Consider the following 18,307-nt stretch of genomic DNA (forward strand, 5'->3'; position numbering starts at 1 on the left):
GCAGACCCATGAGCCAACAGGCGGCGTCGGGCATCCGTTCCGGCGCAGTCCCCGGTGAGGTCGCCGACGCGGTGCCCTTGGGCGCCCCTGTGGAGGGCGGCCCGGCCCGGCGGCCGGCGCCCGTGACCCTACAGGGGCGTCACGTCGCCATCGTGCCGTTCGACGCCGACCGGCACGCCGCTTCGCTCTACGCCCTCTCCCACGGGCCGGGAAAAGAGGCGCTGTGGGCCTATCTCTCCGCCGCCCCCTTCCCGGACGAAGCCGCCTTCACGCGCTTTTACGCCGAGGCCGCCACCAAGGCCGACCCGCTGCTGTTCGCCATCGTCGAGGCCGCGACCGGCCGCGCGGTGGGCCACGCCACCTACATGCGCATCGAGCCGGCGCACCGGGTGATCGAGGTGGGCAACATCCTCTACACCCCGGCGCTCCAGCGCACCCCGGGAGCAACGGAGGCCATGTATCTCATGGCCCGCCACGCCTTCGAGGATCTCGGCTATCGCCGCTACGAGTGGAAGTGCAACGCCCTCAATGCCCCCTCGCGCCGGGCGGCGGAGCGCCTCGGCTTCAGCTACGAGGGCCTGTTCCGCCAGCACATGATCATCAAGGGGCTGAGCCGCGACACCGCCTGGTACGCCCTGCTCGACCATGAATGGCCGTGCGCCAGGGCCGCCTTCGAGGCCTGGCTCGATCCCGCCAATTTCGACGCCGAAGGCCGTCAGAAGCAGCGGCTGGAGGACATCCGCGCCGCATTGTGAGGCATCGCCTCACCAACCCCAAAAAGCTCAAGAGGAACGCCATGGCTGGACGACTTCAGGGTAAGACCGCGCTGGTGACGGCGGCGGGACAGGGCATCGGCCGGGCCATCGCCGAAGCCTTCGTGCGCGAGGGCGCGAGCGTGATCGCCACCGATCTCGACACCGCCAAGCTCGAAGGCTTTCCCGGCACCGCCCGCAAGCTCGACGTGCGCTCCAGCGAGGCCGTCGCCGCGCTGGCCAAGGAGATCGGCCCCGTGGACGTGCTGGTGAATGCCGCCGGCTACGTCCACCAGGGCAACATCTTCGACACCTCGGAGAAGGACTGGGACTTCTCCTTCGACCTCAATGTGAAGGCCATGCACCGCACCATCTCGGCATTCCTGCCGGGCATGCTGGAGAAGGGCAAAGGCTCCATCGTCAACATCGCCTCGGCGGCGTCCTCCATCCGCGGCGTGCCGAACCGCTATGTCTACGGCGCCTCCAAGGCGGCGGTCATCGGCCTCACCAAGGCGGTGGCGGCGGACTTCATCCTGAAGGGCGTGCGCGCCAACGTGATCTGCCCCGGCACCATCCAGTCGCCCTCGCTGGACGAGCGCATCGCCGCCGTCTCGGCCCAGACCGGCCGCTCGCTGGACGACGTGCGGGCCGATTTCGTCGGCCGCCAGCCCATGGGCCGGCTCGGCACGCCGGAGGAGATCGCGACACTCGCGCTCTATCTCGCCTCCGACGAGAGCGCCTTCACCACCGGGCAGATCCACATCATCGACGGCGGCTGGGCGCTCTAGGCGCCCGCCCCCGCGACGTTCCCTGAACCTTTAGCCAAACGCCGTCTTCGAGCGATCCGCGAGCCGCTTCGCTCGAATGGCCCTGAGGGACCCCTGACATGCATATTCTCGTCATCGGCGGCGCCGGCATGGTCGGCCGCAAGCTCATCGAACGCCTCGCCCGCGAGGGACGGCTGGGCGGCAAGCCCATCACCCGCCTCACCGCCCATGACGTGGTGCCGCCCAAGCCGCCGCAGGCGCCCTTTCCCATCGACACGCGGGTGTCGGACCTCTCCGTGCCCGGCGAGGCGGCGGTGGTGGTGGCGGAAAAGCCCGACGTGATCTTCCACCTCGCGGCCATCGTCTCCGGCGAGGCCGAGGCGGATTTCGACAAGGGCTACCGCATCAATCTCGACGGCACGCGCCATCTGTTCGATGCCGTGCGCCTCATGGAGGGCTACACGCCGCGCCTGGTCTTCACCTCGTCCATCGCGGTGTTCGGCGCGCCCTTCCCGGATGCCATTCCCGACGAGTTCTTCGCCACGCCGCTCACCTCCTACGGCGCGCAGAAGGCCATGGGCGAGCTGCTGCTGGCGGATTACACGCGGCTCGGCTTCTTCGACGGCATCGGCATCCGCCTGCCCACCATCTGCGTGCGCCCCGGCCTGCCCAACAAGGCGGCTTCCGGCTTCTTCTCCGGCATCATCCGCGAGCCGCTGGCGGGACAGGCCGCGGTGCTGCCGGTGTCGGAGGATGTCATGCACTGGCACGCCTCGCCCCGCTCGGCGGTGGGCTTCCTCATCCATGCCGCCACTCTCGACGGCGACAAGGTCGGCCCGCGCCGCAACCTCACCATGCCGGGCCTCGCGGTGACGGTGGGCGAGCAGATCGAGGCGCTGCGCAAGGTGGCCGGCGACAAGGCGGTGGCCCGCATCACCCGCGCACCCGATTCAGTGATCGAGAAGATCGTGTCCGGCTGGCCGCGCAAGTTCGAGCCCCGCCGCGCCACCGAGCTGGGCTTCGTGGCGGAAAGCTCCTTCGAGGAGATCATCCGCATCCATATCGAGGACGAACTGGGCGGCAAGATCGCCGACTGAGCCCCGCTCTGGGCGCTAAGCCTGGGATTTGACCGAAGGCCGATGAGCCAGGCTCATCGGCCTTTTGCATCAGGCGGCGGCGCGGGCCATGCGCAGGGCGATGCGCTCTTCCAGCCGGCCGATGGCGCCGTCGAGGTCGGGAAGCAAGGTGCGATAGGCGGCACGCCGGGCGGCAAGGCCTTCGTCCCGCGCCACCTCGGGCAGCTGCCAGAATTCAAAGCGCAGCAGGCCGATGAAGGGCTGGCGCCGCAGGGCGCGCCAGGCCTGCGCCCCGAGCGCCACCACCACGTCGAGCCGGGGCGCGCCGGACAGGCCGAACACGCCCGCCGGCTTCGCCGAAAGGCCATCGGCGGGAACCCGCGCGGCCTGAAGGCAATCGATGAGCGCGGGGTCCACTGCGCCGGGCACCAAGGCGGCGGCGCTGAACGGCCGTAGCCCCCGGTGGCCGTGAAGGGCGATGGCTTCCGCCATCAGGCTCGTGCCCGCATTGTCCGGGCACACGAAGAGAACGGTGGGCCGTCCGGTCATCGGCATGGGTCTTTCTCTCGCCCCGAAAGATGGAGCCCGCGTCAGGATGAAGATCGGGATGCCGGGATACGATCACGATGCAATGTGAGCGGCGCGCTCTGGCGCGCCTTCGTCCCGCGAACCGATATCCACCTGGCTCGAAAACGTTGCGGCGGCATCCCGCCCGCCGAATCGCACCCTACGCCACGCAGCCGACGCGGCTGTGACAGCCGCGCGCCCACAGGCACACACCTGCCGCGCGGCGCGAATCATTCTGGCTTCCTTGCCCGCGCCAGCGGCCGAGAAGATGGCCGCACGCCCGTCCGACGGCGTCAAGCCGCCTATCCAACCCTTTGACGAACATGGTGAAAAATTGCCGTTAACCATTCTGAAAATCTATCCGGAGATGGATCGACTGCTGGCGGGCGTCTTGATTCGACCGAAGGTTCTGCGCCGGCGCGTTGAATTCGGAGATGAGTCATGGCCAAGAAACTGGCGAAGAAGCCGGAAGTGACGAGCGACAAGGTGAGCACCATCGCGGCGAAGGCGCTGAAGGATCCCTCCAGCCTGTCCCACGACGAGATCCTGGCGCTGGCCGGCTCCGCCCTCACCCAGGCCCCGGACAAGCCCAAGGCCGTGGCGCCGACTCCCGCCGCCACGCCTGCCGCGAAGCCCGTGACCAAGGCCAAGCCGGCGCCGAAGGCCGCCGAGCCGGCACCCGCCGTCAAAGTCGAGGCGAAGGCGCCGGCCAAGGCCGCCAAGCCCACGAGCAAGCCCGCAGCCAAGACCGCCGCCAAGGCCGTCGCGCCGAAGGCGGATACCCCGGCCAAGGGCGTTGCCAAGAGCCCGGCGAAGACTGCCCCGGTGAAGGCCGCTGCCAAGACCGCCAAGGCACCCGCCCCGAAGATCGAGGCTGAACCGGCCAAGACCGCGCCGAAGGCGACGGCCAAGGGTGCTGCCAAAGCTGCTACCAAGGGCACCCTTGAGACGGCGGCAAAGGCCCCAGCGGTAAAGGCTACTGCCGCGCCGAAGGCGGCTCCCAAGGCTGCAGCTTCCAAGCCAGCCGCCAAAGCTGAAGCCAAGGTCGCCGCCAAGCCGGTCGAGGCGAAGCCCGCGAAGCCAGCCGCGAAGACACCGGCCGCAAAGACCTCTGCCGCAAAGACCCCGGCCAAGGCTCCGGCAGCGAAGGCCGTGAAGGCCGAGGTCAAAAAATCCGAAGTGGCGAAGGCCCCGGCCCCGAAAGTCGCGGCGAAGGCCGCCACCAAGCCCGGCAAGGCTCGCAAGCCGTCCTGACCGGCACGCCGACGGCCGGGAGCACGCGCCGATCGGCTTGATTCAATCTGATCGGATCACGCCCTGAGCCAGCGTCATCACCGGCCCAAAACGCAAAACGCCGCCGCCCGGGCCTTGGTCCGGGCGGCGGCGCTGTTTTCAGGATCGGACCGTTACTGCTGCGCGAGCGCGCCGGCGCGGCCGACGTTGAAGATCTGCACCCGGCGATTGATGGCTGCGTCGGGATGCTTGGGATCCTGAAGCGCCTCCTCGCCGAGACCCACGGACTGGAGCCGGCGCGGGTCCACCCGGAAGGTCGTGGAGAGCGCCTCGACCACGGCGTCCGAGCGCTCCTGGCTGAGCTTCATGTTGAGCTCGCGGGTGCCGGTGGCATCGGTGTTGCCGACCACCAGGAACTTGTAGCCGAGCAGCACCGGATTGTGCATGGCGTCCGCGATGGAACCGAGGGTGCGGTAGGATTCCGGCTTGATCATCGCGGAGTTGAGGTCGAACACGATCTCCACGTTGATCTGGGCCAGCTGGTCGAGCTGGACCGCCAGCGGCGGGCGGCTTTCCGGCGGACCGGTATACTTCATGTGCGCCTGGGCGAGGCCGCGCAGGGCCTCGGCCGACACCTGCGGCACATCATCCACGGAGGTTTGCAGCCCCTGGACGATCTGGGCGTTGGGGGTGAACACCTGGGCCGCAGCGGGCTGCACGCCCACGAGCGCGGGAACCACGGCGGTGCCGGCGAGGAGCAGGGCCGCGCCAAGGCGGGTTTTGGCGTAACGGAACATGGTCATGCTGAGCCCTCCCTTCACTGGCCGTAGCCGGCATTGACGAGCGAGGCCGTGCAGGTGGCGCTCACCACCTTGGACGCCTCCAGCAGGCATGAAACGATGTTGCCGTCGCCGGGCACGAGGCCGGGGCAGAACTGGGCGGCGTCGCGGTCGCAGGTCTTGTAGACCTGCTTCTGCGCCGCGGCCCGCGCCTCGGTCATCTCGCGGATTCCGGCATGGTTGGCAGCGCAGGCCGGCGTCAGCTGCGCGGCGTTCTGGGCCAGGCAATTGCCGACGGCATTGTTGCCGAGGTTGAGGCCACGGCAGTGCTTCATGATGTCCCCGCCGCAATGCTGCGCGAGGAGGCCGGCCGCCTGCGCGTAGCTGACGGTCTGGGCCTTGGCCGGTCCCACGGCAAGCTGCCCCCCGGCAAGCGCCAGCACGGCGGCCAGAGCTAGTCCCGCAAATCTCATACGATATCCCCCCAGCAGCCCGATGCTCCGGGCGCGCCGGCATTGACCATCGCCGATCGGCCGGGGTCAACCTGTGACATCGCCTCTGTGGCGCGAACGGTATCGTGTGGCCGCAACCTCTGCTTCAGAAGGGCTTTTTGTAGGTTCCGACCTCGATTTCGTCGCCGGCGGCGCCCACCACGCCCAGCGGATCGGCGGCCAGTTCCAGATCGGCGGCTTCCACGCCGGCGGCCCCCGCGGCCAGGGCGGGCTCCCGGCGCGGCGCCAGCAGCAGGTGGGCGCTGGCGGCCGTGACGGCAAAGGCCGGCAGCAGCGTCACCATGGCGGCCAGCGGCGAGGGAAACAGCACCGACAGCGAGGTACCGAGGAAGCCGCTGCCGATCTGCAGGAAGCCCATCAGTGCCGAGGCCGCCCCCGCGATGGGCGCGAATCCCGCGAGGCCGGCAGTGGTGCAGCCGGGAAGAATCAGGGCGATGCCGCAGGCCCAGAGCGAGATGGGCAGCATGACGCTGGCGGTGGTCAGCGGCAGCACGAACGGGCCGAACCCCAGCCCCATGGCGCCGGCGAGCACCAGCAGCAGGCCGGGCAGGATCAGGGCGTGGGCGCTGTGACGCTTCAACAGCGGCCGGGCGATGAGGGTGCCGGACATGAAGGCGCCGGTCTGCATCAGCATGGCGAGGCCGAAGCCGGTGGGCGAGAGCCCCACCCGCTCGATGAGGATGAAGGGCAGCAGCGCCGACAGGGTGTAGATGCCGCCGAGGCTGAGGCCGGCGGTGAGCGCCGCGCGCATGAACAGGCGGTCGGTGAGGAGGCGGCGATAGCTGGTGGCCACCCCGCGTGGGGAAGCCAGCGCGCGGTCCGGCCTCAGGTTGGTCTCCGGCACCCGGAAGGCGAGGACCGCCACCAGCACGAGGCCATAGGCCGCCATGGCGATGAAGATCACGTGCCAGCCCGCGGTGCCGAGAATGAGCCCGCCCAGGGTGGGTGAAACCGCAGGGCCGATGGCCAGCATGGTACCGATGAGGTTCATCACCCGCGCCGACGCCTGGCCGGTATATTGGTCGCGCACCAGCGCGCGGGACAAAGCAATGCCGGCGGCGCAGCCGATGCCCTGCAAGGCGCGCCCGGCGATCAGCCAGCCGATGGTGGGCGCCAGCATGGCGACGACACTGCCGGCGAGATAGATGCCGAAGAAGCCCAAAGCCACCGGGCGCCGCCCGTAGCCGTCCGACAGCGGCCCGCAGACCAGCTGGGAAAAGGCAAAGCCCATGAAGAACACGGTGAGGGTGAGCTTCACCGTGGCGATGCTGGTGCCGAAGACCGCGACCAGCGTCGGCAGGGCCGGTGTGTACATGGCGAGGCTGATGGGCCCCAGCATCACCATAAGTCCGCCGATGACCGACACTTCCCGCTCACTCATGAGCGGCGCGGCGGCCCCCCCGGCGGCCGGCGCCGGCGACGTGCCGGGGCGGACGACCGTCATTTCTCGTCCCTTGAACGATGCTCCCGCGCGAGATTGTCGCGCAGCCGGACGAGAAGATCCCGCAGCAGCGCCTGCTCGGCCTCCGAGAAGCCGCAGGTGGCCTCCCGGCGCGCGTCCGCCGCCGCCGCAAGCACGCCGGCAAGGCAAGGTGTCGCCTCGGGCGTGACCGTCACGATCTTGGCGCGGCGGTCCTTGGGGTCGGCTTCGCGCGTGACGAGGCCGGCGGCCTCAAGCCGGTCGAGGAAACCCACCAAAGTCATGGGCTCCACATTCATCTTCTCGGCCAGCGCCGATTGCCTGAGGCCCGGATGGAAATCCACATAGGCCAGCGTGCGCGCCTCCCCGGCGGTGAGGCCGAGGCCGGTGCCCTCGAACGCGCGGTCGATGCGCGCGCGATACAGCCGCGCCGCATCCACCAGGACGAAACCGAGGGGTGGCTCGCTGGGCGCAGGGCGGGCGGGGGGGCAGGCGGAGGCGGGAGCAGTCATAATAAGGGAGCAATATAGTAAATAATCCTTACTATCAAGAGCGAGGGATGGTCGACGCGAACGCCGACCGCGGAGCGAAGTCCGCGCCCGGCGGAGGGGGCGGGACCACGCGGCGAGCCCTGCCGCGCCGGCCCACTGGTGCTTTCCGCCCGCGCGCCCCCGATTCTGCGCTTTGCACGTGTACCTGCGCCCTTCCCGGTCTAGACCGAAGCAGACCGTTGTCCCCCCGCGCCGCCGCCCACCCGGCGCGGCGCACAAGGAGATTCCCATGCCCTGGTCCCTCACCGTCGGCCGGCTCGGCGAGACCGCGATCCGCATCCACGTCACGTTCCTGCTGTTCCTGGTGTGGATCTGGGCGGCCTATTACCGGTCGGGGGGCGCCTCCGCCGCTTGGGAAGGCGTGCTATTCGTGGCGCTGCTGTTCGCCTGCGTGCTGCTGCACGAGCTGGGTCACGTCTTCGCCGCCCGCCGCTACGGGGTGAAGACCCCGGACATCACCCTGTGGCCGTTCGGCGGCATCGCCAATCTGGAACGGATTCCGGAGAATCCGGCGCAGGAGCTGGTGGTGGCCATCGCCGGGCCGCTGGTGAATGTGGTGATCGCGCTGGTGCTGCTCGTCATCCTGAGCGCCACCCTCGGCGGCACCGACCTCACGGCGGACAGCCTCGCCAAGATCGAGGATCCACGCACCTCCATCCTCGTGAAGCTGGCCGGCGCCAACATCTTCCTGGTGGTGTTCAACCTCATCCCCGCCTTTCCCATGGACGGGGGACGGGTGCTGCGGGCGCTGCTCGCCATGAGGATGGGCCATGCCAAGGCCACCGCCACCGCCGCCTCCATTGGTCAGGGCCTCGCCATCGGCATGGGGCTTCTGGGCATCTTCACCAATCCCATGCTGATGATCATCGGCGTGTTCGTGTTCCTCGCCGCGTCCGGCGAGGCCGGTCAGGTGCAGCTGAAGGAAGCCTCGCGCGGCCTGCTGGTGTCGGACGCCATGATCACCCATTTCGAAACGCTGGGGCCGCAATCCACCGTGGACGACGCCGCCGACGCCCTCATCCGCTCCACCCAGAAGGAATTCCCGGTGGTGGACGGCGCCGGCCACCTGCGCGGCGTGCTCACCCGCGACGCCATGATCCGCGCCATGAAGGACCAGGGGCCGCAGACCGCCGTGATCGAGGTGATGCAGGCCGACATTCCGGTGGTGGAGGCCCGCTCGAAGCTCGATGCGGCGCTCAAGCTGATCACCTCCGCCCAGGTCCCGGCCGTGGGCGTGGTGGATGAGGCCGGCAGGCTGGTCGGCCTGCTGACGCCGGAGAACGTGGGCGAGCTGATGATGCTGCATGTGGCGCGCGGCGAGCGGCCGGCGGCACAGGGCTCCTGAAGGCAAACGGTACCTGAATGTGGATAGACCCGGGCATCCCCGGTTGCCGTCCTATCCTCCGTAACCTCGGCGAGGCGGGCGCTCGCCTTGCCATGGCACCCTCTAAAATTGTAATGCAGCAGAATACCAAATCTGGAGTGCAGGGCAATGGCTGGGAACCGACCGCGGGCAATCCTCGCGCTCACAGCGTGGTTGATCGGCGTCGCATCCGCGCAATCGCAACAGCCTCAATCCGACAGCGCAGATCAAGCGGTGGGCCTGTTTTCCCAGGCTTGCCTCCGGCACCTCGGGAACCCGACCCGGGTGCGTCAGTTCCTTGCCTCCCACAACGTTCCCCCGCTCAGCGCTGAGGCGAGTGCCGTGTTCATGCGCAACAGCGAGGGCGTGGGCTTCGATGCGTCGAACAAGATCACCCGCATGGCGTTGATCTCCGAAGACGTTGGCGTTTGCAGCGTATTCGCAGAGAATGCGGACATCACACGGGTGGACCCGCTGCTTCAGTCGACCCTCGAACGGGCCGGCCTCAAGGCACACCTCTCTGAGGAGCGGAAAAGGGATGGCCTGACAAGCCGCACCTACGAATTTGCCTTCGCAGGTCGCCCGTTCTTCATCGTGGCAAGCACCGGAAACGATCCCGGCAGGGCGTTTCATGTGGCCATTACGCTTTCGCGCAAGCCAGAGTAGGGGCGGCGAGAGCGGGAACCTGCCCCTCAGGGGATCGTCGCCAAAAGAGCGTGTCGAACACCTTCGCCGCCGACGGCACCGCTGCTGAAGGCTTCCGCCTGAGCCGAGGCAACATGCCTCGCCCGGCGGGCACGAAAAAACGGACGCTGCATCCCGCTGTCCGTTTCGACGTTCCGCGCGAATGCCGTCCGCCCACGCCCGTCAGGCGCCCACGACCTCACGCCCCCACCGCTTCCGCCGTGGGAGCCTCGGCCTGGCGGACCTTGTCCATGACCGCCTTCTGCACCTTCTCGAAGGCGCGCACCTCGATCTGGCGCACCCGCTCGCGGGAGACGCCGAACTCGGAGGCGAGGTCCTCCAGGGTCATGGGGTCCTCGGAGAGACGGCGGGCCTCGAAAATGCGGCGCTCGCGGTCGTTCAGCACCGAGAGGGCGCCGGACAGCGCGGCGCGGCGGTTGTCCAGTTCCTCGCTCTCGGCGAGCTGCTCCTCCTGGTCGAGGCGCTCGTCCACCAGCCAGTCCTGCCACTCCCCGCCCTCGGAATCCTCGCGGATGGGGGAATTCAGGGAGGCGTCGCCGGAGAGGCGGCGGTTCATGTCCACCACGTCCTGCTCGGTGACGCCGAGCTTGGTGGCGATCTGCTTCACGTGCTCGGGGCGCAGGTCGCCGTCTTCCAGCGCGGAAATCTGGCTCTTGGCCTTGCGCAGGTTGAAGAACAGCTTCTTCTGCGCCGCCGTGGTGCCCATCTTCACGAGGCTCCACGAGCGCAGGATATATTCCTGGATGGAGGCGCGGATCCACCACATGGCATAGGTGGCGAGGCGGAAGCCCTTCTCGGGCTCGAACCGCTTCACCGCCTGCATGAGGCCCACATTGCCCTCGGAAATCACTTCGGAGATGGGAAGCCCATAGCCGCGGTAGCCCATGGCGATCTTCGCCACGAGGCGCAGGTGGCTCGTCACCAGCCGGTGCGCGGCATCGCGGTCCCCGTGCTCGCGCCAGCTTTTGGCGAGCATATATTCCTCCTGCGGCTCCAGCATGGGGAACCGCCGGATCTCTTCGAGATACCGGGAGAGCCCGCCTTCGGCGGACGGAATGGACATGGACTTCGGCTGGGCCATGACGAGGCCTCCTTCTCCCGCGGCCCCCGTCCGGGCGACCGCCTCAGCGGCCGCATGACGCCGACCGCGACGCATCATGATATAGATACGAGCGGAATGCGGATAGGTTTCATCCTCTCACGTCGATGAGAGAGAAATTTACGCGGATGCACGCCCGCCCAGAACCTCGGCGAGGGCGGCAAGGTCTTCCGGCAACGGGCTTTCGAACGACAACGTCTCCCCCGTCACCGGATGGGCGAAGCCGAGCCGGGCCGCATGCAGCGCCTGCCGGCCGAGGCGCGCGAGGTGTTCGCGGGCGGCCTCCGGCAGCAGCGTTTCCTTGGTGCGGAAGCCCTGGCCATAGACCTCGTCCCCCAGCAGCGGATGGCCCACATGAGCCATGTGGACGCGGATCTGGTGGGTGCGCCCGGTCTCCAGCTGGCATTCAATGAGGCTGGCCACCCCCTCCTCCATCTTCACCTCGCCCTTCACCTGGCCCTTGTTGCGCAGGTTGGTGCGGCCGTGGCCGACAAAGGCCTCCTGCACCTCCCAATGGGTGATGGCTTCCCGCCCGGAGAGGCGCACCGCCATCTTCTGGCGGTGGCTGGGATGCCTGTCGATGGGTGCGTCCACCGTACCATGCGCCTCGGGCACCCCCCAGACGAAGGCGAGATAGGCCCGATCCAACGGCCCGGTGCGGCCATGGTCGGCGAACTGGGCGGCGAGGCCCTTGTGGGCCACGTCGGACTTCGCCACCACCAGCAGGCCGGAGGTGTCCTTGTCGATGCGGTGGACGATGCCCGGCCGGCGCACCCCGCCGATGCCGGAGAGGCTGTCGCCGCAATGGTACAGGAGCGCATTCACCAGCGTGCCGGAGGCGTGGCCTGGCGCCGGATGCACTACCAGCCCGGCCGGCTTGTCGACGACCACGAGATGGGCATCCTCGAACACGATGGTGAGCGGCAGGTTCTCCGCCACCGGCTCGGCCGCCTCGGGGGGCGGCAGGAACAGGGTATAGACATCAGCGGCATTGACCCGGCCCGCCGCGTCCCCTACCACACGCCCGCTGACCGAGACCCGGCCTTCCGTTACGAGACGCTGGATGCGGGTGCGGCTGAGTTCCGGAGCCTCAAGCGCCAACCGGCGCGCCAGGACACGATCCAGCCGGTCGCCGGCGTCTTCCGCCGCGATCTGGACCGTGAGGGTGAAGCCCTCGTCCAGGTCCTCTAGGCCGGTCTCGGCCTGGTTCATCTCGGCCTGGTTCACTTGGGCCTGGGTCATGGTCGCGTCCATTCTCGATCCGTCAGGAGCCACGGCCCCTTCATGTTTCATCGCCCATCCCCCACCGAGACCCCGGAAGAGGCGCTGACCCCGGAGCAGGAGCGCATCATCCAGCGGTTTCGCCGTTTCTCCAGCCTGTCCATGCTGGTCATGGTGCTGGGGGTGGCCGCGGTCTTCGGCGTCATCGGCTATCGCATGATACGGGCAAAGCCCATCGCGACCGGCGAAATGACCGCGCTTCTGCCCAAGGGCGCCAAGATCACCGCCACCGCCGTTTCCGGCGACGTGGTGGTACTGACCCTCGACGTGGGCGGCGCCGTCGAGATCCGCACCTTCGACGCCCGCACCCTCGCCCCCGCCGGCCGCCTGAGGTTCGCCGAAGAGCCGTGAGCCGACGCCGGCGCGCTTCACGCGCACCAGTTCATCACGTTTGTGGCGGTAACAGGTCCGCGCCCGCCTTCGGCATCCATGAGTGAAGGCGAAGGCGGCTTTTCAATCGGCGCCGACGCGCGGCGCTCTTCGCCCGACAGCCCGCCCCTATTGCAGCGAGCCTTCGCCGTCGCCGGGCATGCGGGCCAGCATCATCTGGGTGATGGCCACCAGCATGTCGGCGCGGGCCTTCAGATTCTCCGCCTCCAGCAGCGCCTGCTTCTCCAGCGCGCCATAGGGCGACATTACCGACAAAGCGTTCACCAGCGTCTCGGTGCCGGCCTCGCGGATGCCGTCCCAGTCCGCCTCCAGCTTGTTGGCGTCGAGAAACGCCGCCAGCGCCGACAGCAGCGCATCGCGGTCCACCGCCGCTTCGCCGGCCTCCGCCTCGAAATCATGGGCGAACGGGAGGGCATCGACCTTGAATTGGCGGTAGGGCGTGGTGGTATCCAGCTCTTCCACGATGCGGAAGCGGCAGATGCCGGTGAGCGTGATGAGATAGCGGCCGTCCCCGGTCTCGCTGAACTGGGTGAGGCGGCCGAGGCAACCCACCTTGTACACGCCGGGACCACGCGCCGAGACTGGCGCCGCCTCGTCGGGCTGCACCATTCCGATGAGACGGCCCCCGGCGAGCGCGTCGTCCACCATGGCGAGATAACGCGGCTCGAAGATGTTGAGCGGCAGGTCGGCCCGCGGCAGCAGCAGCGCGCCGGTGAGCGGAAAAACCGGGATCACCGGCGGAATCTCCGTCGGCGACAGATAGGTGCGATTGGCAGCCAAGACGAAAAATCCTTAAAAACAACGCCCGTCAGGCGAACATGATCGCCGACAATTTCTTACGGCCTGAAATGGTGAGCGGATCGGTGGGGCCCCACGCCTCGAACAGCTGCACCAGCTGCTTGCGGGCCGCATCCTCGTTCCACGCGCGGTCGCGCTTCACGATATCGAGGAGATGGATCAGCGCCTGCTCGCGCCGGCCCTTGCCGTTCAGCGCCAAGGCGAGGTCGAAGCGGGCCTGATGGTCAGAGGGGTCGAGGTCCAGCTTGGCTTCGAGCGTCGCGAGGTCGCCGAGGGCGGCGGCCTGCTCGGCCACGTCCAGCGCGGCACGGGCGGCGTTCACCAGCGGGTCGTTCTGCTTGTCGGCCGGTACCATTGCAAGCGTCGCCTTGGCCTGCTCCAGCGCGCCGGCGGCCACCTGGGTCCGCACGAGCCCGGTAAGGGCCTTGAGATTGTCCGGCTCCTCGCCCAGCACGCCCACGAAGATCTCGGCGGCGGCGGTGAGGTCGCCCTGGGCCAGCGCCCCGTCAGCGGCGGCCAGCGCTTCCTCAAGGCCGTCATCGGCGGGACCGATGAGACGATCGATGAAGGCCTTCACCTGACCCTCCGGCAGCGCGCCCTGGAAGCCGTCCACCGGCTGGCCGTTCACGAAGGCATAGACGGTGGGCACGGACTGGATGCCGAGCTTGCCGGGGATCACCGGGTGATCATCGATGTTGAGCTTGGCGAGGCGCACCTTGCCCTTGGCGGCCTTCACCACCTTCTCGATCACCGGGGTCAGGGTCTTGCACGGCCCGCACCACGGCGCCCAGAAATCCACCAGCACCGGGCGGCGCTTGGATTCCTCCATCACCTCGGCCATGAAGGTCTGGGTGGTGGTATCGATGATGTCGCCGCCGGCCGCCCCGTTGCCGGCGCTCGTGCTCGCGCCTGCTCCCGCGCCCTTGGCGCCCGCCTGGTTCAACAGCATGTGTCGCAATCCCCGAAATCGTCAGCCCGCCCGGCTTGGCCGGGGCGGACAGCCCATAGATGGGCGTTCGCCGCGCGCTTGCAATCGGCATTTTACCAAACAGCGATGAGCCTCACTCACCGCTGTTTGGTTCAGCCCGCGCGGCGCTCGGCTCCGGCTTTTGCCGGAACCGGTCTTAAAATCCGCAACTCGGGAACACCCGAGTTGCGGGGCGAAGCCCTCTCGGCTCCGGTCGCAGACCGGAGCCGTCGGCATGAGACCCGACTTCTAGCGCTTTCGGCCCGGCAAGTTAAGGCGGCCCGCCGGTACAACCTTGCATCGTGCGCCGTCTCGGGCACAAGCCGTCCCACCCGCGCCCCTCTGTGGATCGTTGCTCCACCGAGGCTTGCGTGGGTCCCCAAGGGGGGGCACGCTGATTTGACCAAACCCTCCAAAGGCTGGCACACCCTGCGCTGATGACCCCCTCCCCCCTTTCGCCCCTCCGGACGCGCGCGATCGCATGAAGTTCGACCGCCTGCGGCTCGTGGGCTTCAAGACCTTCGTCGAGCCGACCGATCTCCTGATCGAGCCCGGCCTCACTGGCGTCGTGGGGCCGAACGGATGCGGCAAGTCCAACCTCGTCGAGGCGCTGCGCTGGGTCATGGGCGAAAGCTCGTACAAGGCCATGCGCGCCAACGACATGGAGGATGTCATCTTCTCCGGCACCACGGGGCGGCCGGCGCGCAATTCCGCCGAGGTGGTGCTCAGCCTCGACAATTCCGACCGCACCGCCCCCGCCGCCTTCAACGAATGGGACCAGCTGGAGATCGTCCGCCGCATCGAGCGCGGGCAAGGATCCAGTTACCGCATCAACGGCAAGGACGTGCGCGCCCGCGACGTGCAGCTCATCTTCGCCGACGCCTCCACCGGCGCACGCTCCCCGGCTTTGGTGCGGCAGGGGCAGATCGGCGAGATCGTCGGCGCCAAGCCCAATGCGCGGCGCCGCATCCTGGAGGAAGCCGCCGGCGTCGCCGGCCTCCACGCCCGCCGCCACGAGGCCGAGACCCGCCTGAAGGCCGCCGAGCAGAACCTGCTGCGGCTGGAAGATGTCATCACCCAGCTCGGCGGGCAGGTGGAGAGCCTGCGCCGCCAGTCGCGCCAGACCGTGCGCTACAAGGCGCTGGCCGCCGAGATCCGACAATGCGAGGCCACGCTGCTGTGGCTGCGCTGGGGCGAGGTCACCCGCGCGCTCACCGAGGCCGAGCAGGCGGTGGAAGCCGCCCACCGCGACGGCGCCGAGCACACCCGCATGCAGGCCGAGGCGGCGCGCCTTCAGGCGCTGGCCGCCCACGCCCTCCCCGCCCTGCGGCAGAAGGAGGCGGAGGCGGCCGCCGCGCTCCAGCGCCTCACCCATGCCCGCTCGGAGCTGGATGCCGAGGAGGCCCGGCTTTCCGCCCGCAAGGACGAGCTGGAGCGCCGCCTGATCCAGCTCGCCCAGGATACCGAGCGCGAGCGGGCCCTCTCCGCCGACGCCGAAGGCGTGCTGGAGCGCCTCGCCACCGAGGCCGAGACCCTGCGCTTCGAGCAGGAGGAGGCGGCGGAGCTGGAGGCCATCGCCGCCGACCGGCTGGAGGAAGCCGCCGCCCACCTGGAAGAGGCCGAGCGAGCGCTGGAGGAGAAGACCGCGCATTTTGCCGACCTCGGCGCGCGGCGGGCCAGCCTGGAGCAGGCGGTGCGCGAGATCCGTGACCGGCTGGTACGCAACGCCGCCGAGCGCGCCTCGGTGGAGGCGGAAGAGTCCCGCCTGAAGCAGCAGGCCGGCACCGAGGCGCTGGAGGGCATCCGCATGGAGGCGGAAGCCGCACGCGACGCCCTCGCCGAGGCTGAAGAATCCAGTATCGAGGCCGAGGCCGCCCATCAGGCCGCCCGCCGCGCCATGGAGGAACTGCGCCCGGCCCTGTCGGAGGCGCAATCGCGTTTCGGCCGCCTCGACACCGAGGCGCGCACCCTCGCGAAGCTGCTGCAATCCACCGACCATCGCTTCCCGCCGGTGGCCGACCTCGTCTCCGTCGCCAAGGGCTATGAGACCGCCTTGGGCGCGGCGCTGGGGGACGACCTCGACCTACCGGTGGATGCCGCCGCCCCGGCGCGCTGGGCGGGCGCTCCCGCCGACCCCGCCGACCCGGCCCTGCCGGACGGGGCCGAGCCCTTGTCCCGCTTCGTTTCCGGCGCACCGGCCCTCACCCGCCGGCTGGCGCAGGTGGGCATCGTTCCGCGCGCGCTGGGGGCGGGGCTCGTTCCCCGCCTCAAGGCCGGGCAGCGCCTCGTCTCGGTGGAGGGCGACCTCTGGCGCTGGGATGGGGTGGTCGCGGCGGCGGATGCCCCCACCGCCGCCGCCCGCCGCCTTGCCGAGCGCAACCGCCTCACCGACATCGAGGCCGAGGCCGCGGTGGCCGAGGCCCATCTGGACGAGATCCGCGCCGCCCTCGCCGACCGCGACAGCGCGCTTCGCCACGCGGCGGAGGCCGAGAACACCTCCCGCGAGGCCCGCCGCGCCGCCCAGCGCGCCGCCGAGGCGAGCCGCTCCGCGCTGGAAGCGGCCGAGCGCCGCGCCGCCCAGCACCTCGCCCGCCTCTCGGCGCTGGCCGAGGCGCGCACCCGCCTGGCCTCGGTGCGCGAGGAGGGGGAGGCGCGCATGGAGGAGGCGCAGGGCGAGCTTATCGCCCTCGACACCCCGCAGATCCTGGAAGCCGAGATGGCCCGCGCCCGCGCCGAAACCGCCGAGCGCCGCGCCGCCGTGTCGGAAGCCCGAGCCCGGCTGGACGCGGTGCGCCGGGACAATACCCAGCGCCAGCGCCGGCTGGAGGCCATCATCGGCGAGGAGCGCTCGTGGCGGCAGCGCGCCGGCGGGGCCGGCGACCGCCTCGCCGCCGTCGCCGCCCGCGAGGCCGAGGCCAGGACCGAGCTGGACGCGCTGGAAGACGCCCCGTCCGAATTCATCCGCCGCCGCCGGGCGCTTATGAACGCACTGGAGGCGGCGGAAGGGGCCCGCCGCGACGCTGCCGATCACCTCGCCGAGGGCGAGGCGGCCCTTGCCGCCGCCGACCGCGCCGCCCGCGATGCGCTGGAGGCCATGTCCGGCTCGCGGGCCGAGGCGGCACGCTCCGACGCGCGGCTGGAGGCTGCCCGCCAGCGCCGCGACGACCTGCTGCGCGAAATCTCCGACATTCTGGAAGGCCCGCCGGAGCTGGCCCGCGAACAGGCGGGCATCGATCCCGACGCGCCGGCGCCCAACGTCGCCGCCATCGAGGCGACGCTGGAGCGGGCCAAGCGCGACCGCGAACGCCTCGGCGCCGTGAACCTGCGCGCCGACGTGGAACTGGAGGAGACCGAGGGCCAGCACATCAAGCTGGTGGGCGAGCGCGACGATTTGGTGGAGGCCATCAAGCGCCTGCGCGGCGCCATCCTCAGCCTCAACCGGGAAGCCCGCGAACGGCTTCAGGCCTCCTTCGTGGTGGTGGACGGCCATTTCAAGAAGCTGTTCGACACCCTGTTCGGCGGCGGCGAGGCTCAATTGGTGCTCACCGAGGCCGACGACCCGCTGGAAGCCGGCCTCGACATCATCGCCAAGCCGCCGGGCAAAAAGCCGCAGACCCTGTCGCTGCTGTCGGGCGGCGAGCAGGCGCTGACCGCCATGGCGCTGATCTTCGCGGTGTTTCTGACCAATCCCGCGCCCATCTGCGTGCTCGACGAGGTGGACGCGCCCCTCGACGACGCCAATGTGGAGCGCTTCTGCACCCTGCTGGAGGAGATGACGAAGCTCACCGACACCCGCTTCCTCACCATCACCCACAACCCCATCACCATGGCCCACCAGAACCGGCTGTTCGGCGTGACCATGGCGGAACGGGGCATCTCGCGCCTCGTCTCGGTGGACCTGCAGCGCGCCGAACGGCTGCTGGAAGCGGTCTGACCCTGCCCCATCCGGGCACCGGCGCCCCCATCGATCGGGTGAAGGGTGGGGCGCCCAAACGGAAAGCGGCGGGCGATCGTGGCGAAGCACGATGTCGCAGCCACAATTTTTTC

Annotated in this window: 17 protein-coding genes; 8 read left to right on the forward strand and 9 right to left on the reverse strand. The window is 69.4% G+C overall.

Features of this window, described 5'->3' with window-relative positions; translation table 11 throughout:
* The first annotated feature begins 8 nt into the window (after positions 1 to 8).
* The 3 genes from FBQ73_RS21460 to denD all read left to right on the forward strand — a co-directional run bounded on the left by FBQ73_RS21460 (position 9) and on the right by denD (position 2,616).
* Positions 9 to 755 (forward strand): GNAT family N-acetyltransferase, encoded by a 747-nt coding sequence (locus FBQ73_RS21460; RefSeq protein ID WP_138401515.1) that lies wholly within the window; start codon positions 9 to 11, stop codon positions 753 to 755.
* A gap of 41 nt (positions 756 to 796) precedes the next feature.
* Entirely contained in the window at positions 797 to 1,540 is a 744-nt protein-coding gene (locus tag FBQ73_RS21465) for an SDR family oxidoreductase (protein ID WP_138401516.1), read from the forward strand.
* Positions 1,541 to 1,638: 98 nt separating this feature from the next.
* Positions 1,639 to 2,616 (forward strand): D-erythronate dehydrogenase, encoded by a 978-nt coding sequence (gene denD / locus FBQ73_RS21470; protein ID WP_138401517.1) that lies wholly within the window; start codon positions 1,639 to 1,641, stop codon positions 2,614 to 2,616.
* A 69-nt stretch (positions 2,617 to 2,685) separates the two neighbouring features.
* On the opposite strand, the gene FBQ73_RS21475 is transcribed toward denD, so the two are convergent.
* Complete coding sequence (locus FBQ73_RS21475; RefSeq protein WP_138401518.1) at positions 2,686 to 3,150, reverse strand: arsenate reductase/protein-tyrosine-phosphatase family protein; 465 nt, start codon at positions 3,148 to 3,150, stop codon at positions 2,686 to 2,688.
* Positions 3,151 to 3,603: 453 nt separating this feature from the next.
* On the opposite strand from FBQ73_RS21475, the gene FBQ73_RS21480 reads away from it, so the two are divergent.
* Positions 3,604 to 4,416, forward strand: a complete 813-nt coding sequence (locus FBQ73_RS21480) for a transcriptional regulator (protein ID WP_138401519.1) — start codon at positions 3,604 to 3,606, stop codon at positions 4,414 to 4,416.
* 152 nt (positions 4,417 to 4,568) lie between these two features.
* Here FBQ73_RS21480 and FBQ73_RS21485 read toward each other — a convergent pair whose 3' ends face one another.
* The 4 genes from FBQ73_RS21485 to FBQ73_RS21500 form a co-directional block, all read right to left on the reverse strand.
* Positions 4,569 to 5,198, reverse strand: coding sequence for an OmpA family protein (locus FBQ73_RS21485; protein ID WP_138401520.1), 630 nt, complete (start codon positions 5,196 to 5,198; stop codon positions 4,569 to 4,571).
* Between the two features lie 14 nt (positions 5,199 to 5,212).
* The gene (locus tag FBQ73_RS21490) at positions 5,213 to 5,647 is read right to left on the reverse strand and encodes a cysteine rich repeat-containing protein (protein WP_138401521.1); all 435 of its coding nucleotides are present in this window, start codon (positions 5,645 to 5,647) and stop codon (positions 5,213 to 5,215) included.
* A 124-nt stretch (positions 5,648 to 5,771) separates the two neighbouring features.
* Positions 5,772 to 7,130, reverse strand: coding sequence for a multidrug effflux MFS transporter (locus FBQ73_RS21495; RefSeq protein ID WP_138401522.1), 1,359 nt, complete (start codon positions 7,128 to 7,130; stop codon positions 5,772 to 5,774).
* Positions 7,127 to 7,618, reverse strand: a complete 492-nt coding sequence (locus tag FBQ73_RS21500; protein WP_138401523.1) for a MarR family winged helix-turn-helix transcriptional regulator — start codon at positions 7,616 to 7,618, stop codon at positions 7,127 to 7,129. Before FBQ73_RS21500 ends, FBQ73_RS21495 begins: the two co-directional genes overlap by 4 nt.
* A gap of 268 nt (positions 7,619 to 7,886) precedes the next feature.
* Here FBQ73_RS21500 and FBQ73_RS21505 point away from each other — a divergent pair, with 268 nt between their 5' ends.
* Positions 7,887 to 9,002, forward strand: a complete 1,116-nt coding sequence (locus tag FBQ73_RS21505) for a site-2 protease family protein (RefSeq protein WP_138401524.1) — start codon at positions 7,887 to 7,889, stop codon at positions 9,000 to 9,002.
* A gap of 147 nt (positions 9,003 to 9,149) precedes the next feature.
* Positions 9,150 to 9,686 (forward strand): NMCC_0638 family (lipo)protein, encoded by a 537-nt coding sequence (locus FBQ73_RS23580; RefSeq protein ID WP_449353883.1) that lies wholly within the window; start codon positions 9,150 to 9,152, stop codon positions 9,684 to 9,686.
* A gap of 217 nt (positions 9,687 to 9,903) precedes the next feature.
* Here FBQ73_RS23580 and rpoH read toward each other — a convergent pair whose 3' ends face one another.
* Entirely contained in the window at positions 9,904 to 10,806 is a 903-nt protein-coding gene (rpoH, locus tag FBQ73_RS21515; RefSeq protein WP_138401526.1) for an RNA polymerase sigma factor RpoH, read from the reverse strand.
* A 138-nt stretch (positions 10,807 to 10,944) separates the two neighbouring features.
* A complete protein-coding gene (locus FBQ73_RS21520) occupies positions 10,945 to 12,066 on the reverse strand; it encodes an RluA family pseudouridine synthase (RefSeq protein ID WP_246089854.1) in 1,122 nt (373 codons plus the stop codon).
* Positions 12,067 to 12,108: 42 nt separating this feature from the next.
* Here FBQ73_RS21520 and FBQ73_RS21525 point away from each other — a divergent pair, with 42 nt between their 5' ends.
* Entirely contained in the window at positions 12,109 to 12,456 is a 348-nt protein-coding gene (locus FBQ73_RS21525) for a hypothetical protein (protein WP_138401528.1), read from the forward strand.
* A gap of 147 nt (positions 12,457 to 12,603) precedes the next feature.
* On the opposite strand, the gene FBQ73_RS21530 is transcribed toward FBQ73_RS21525, so the two are convergent.
* Together FBQ73_RS21530 and trxA are read right to left on the reverse strand one after the other, a co-directional pair.
* On the reverse strand, positions 12,604 to 13,275 hold the full coding sequence (locus tag FBQ73_RS21530) for an LON peptidase substrate-binding domain-containing protein (RefSeq protein WP_138401529.1): 672 nt from the start codon (positions 13,273 to 13,275) through the stop codon (positions 12,604 to 12,606).
* A 28-nt stretch (positions 13,276 to 13,303) separates the two neighbouring features.
* On the reverse strand, positions 13,304 to 14,242 hold the full coding sequence (trxA, locus tag FBQ73_RS21535; protein ID WP_138401530.1) for a thioredoxin: 939 nt from the start codon (positions 14,240 to 14,242) through the stop codon (positions 13,304 to 13,306).
* A 499-nt stretch (positions 14,243 to 14,741) separates the two neighbouring features.
* Between trxA and FBQ73_RS21540 the strand changes: the two genes are divergently transcribed.
* Entirely contained in the window at positions 14,742 to 18,194 is a 3,453-nt protein-coding gene (locus FBQ73_RS21540) for a chromosome segregation SMC family protein (protein ID WP_138401531.1), read from the forward strand.
* The last annotated feature ends 113 nt before the right edge of the window (positions 18,195 to 18,307 follow it).

Origin of the sequence: Xanthobacter autotrophicus (assembly GCF_005871085.1) — a bacterium.
GTDB classification, from domain to species: Bacteria; Pseudomonadota; Alphaproteobacteria; order Rhizobiales; family Xanthobacteraceae; genus Xanthobacter; species Xanthobacter autotrophicus.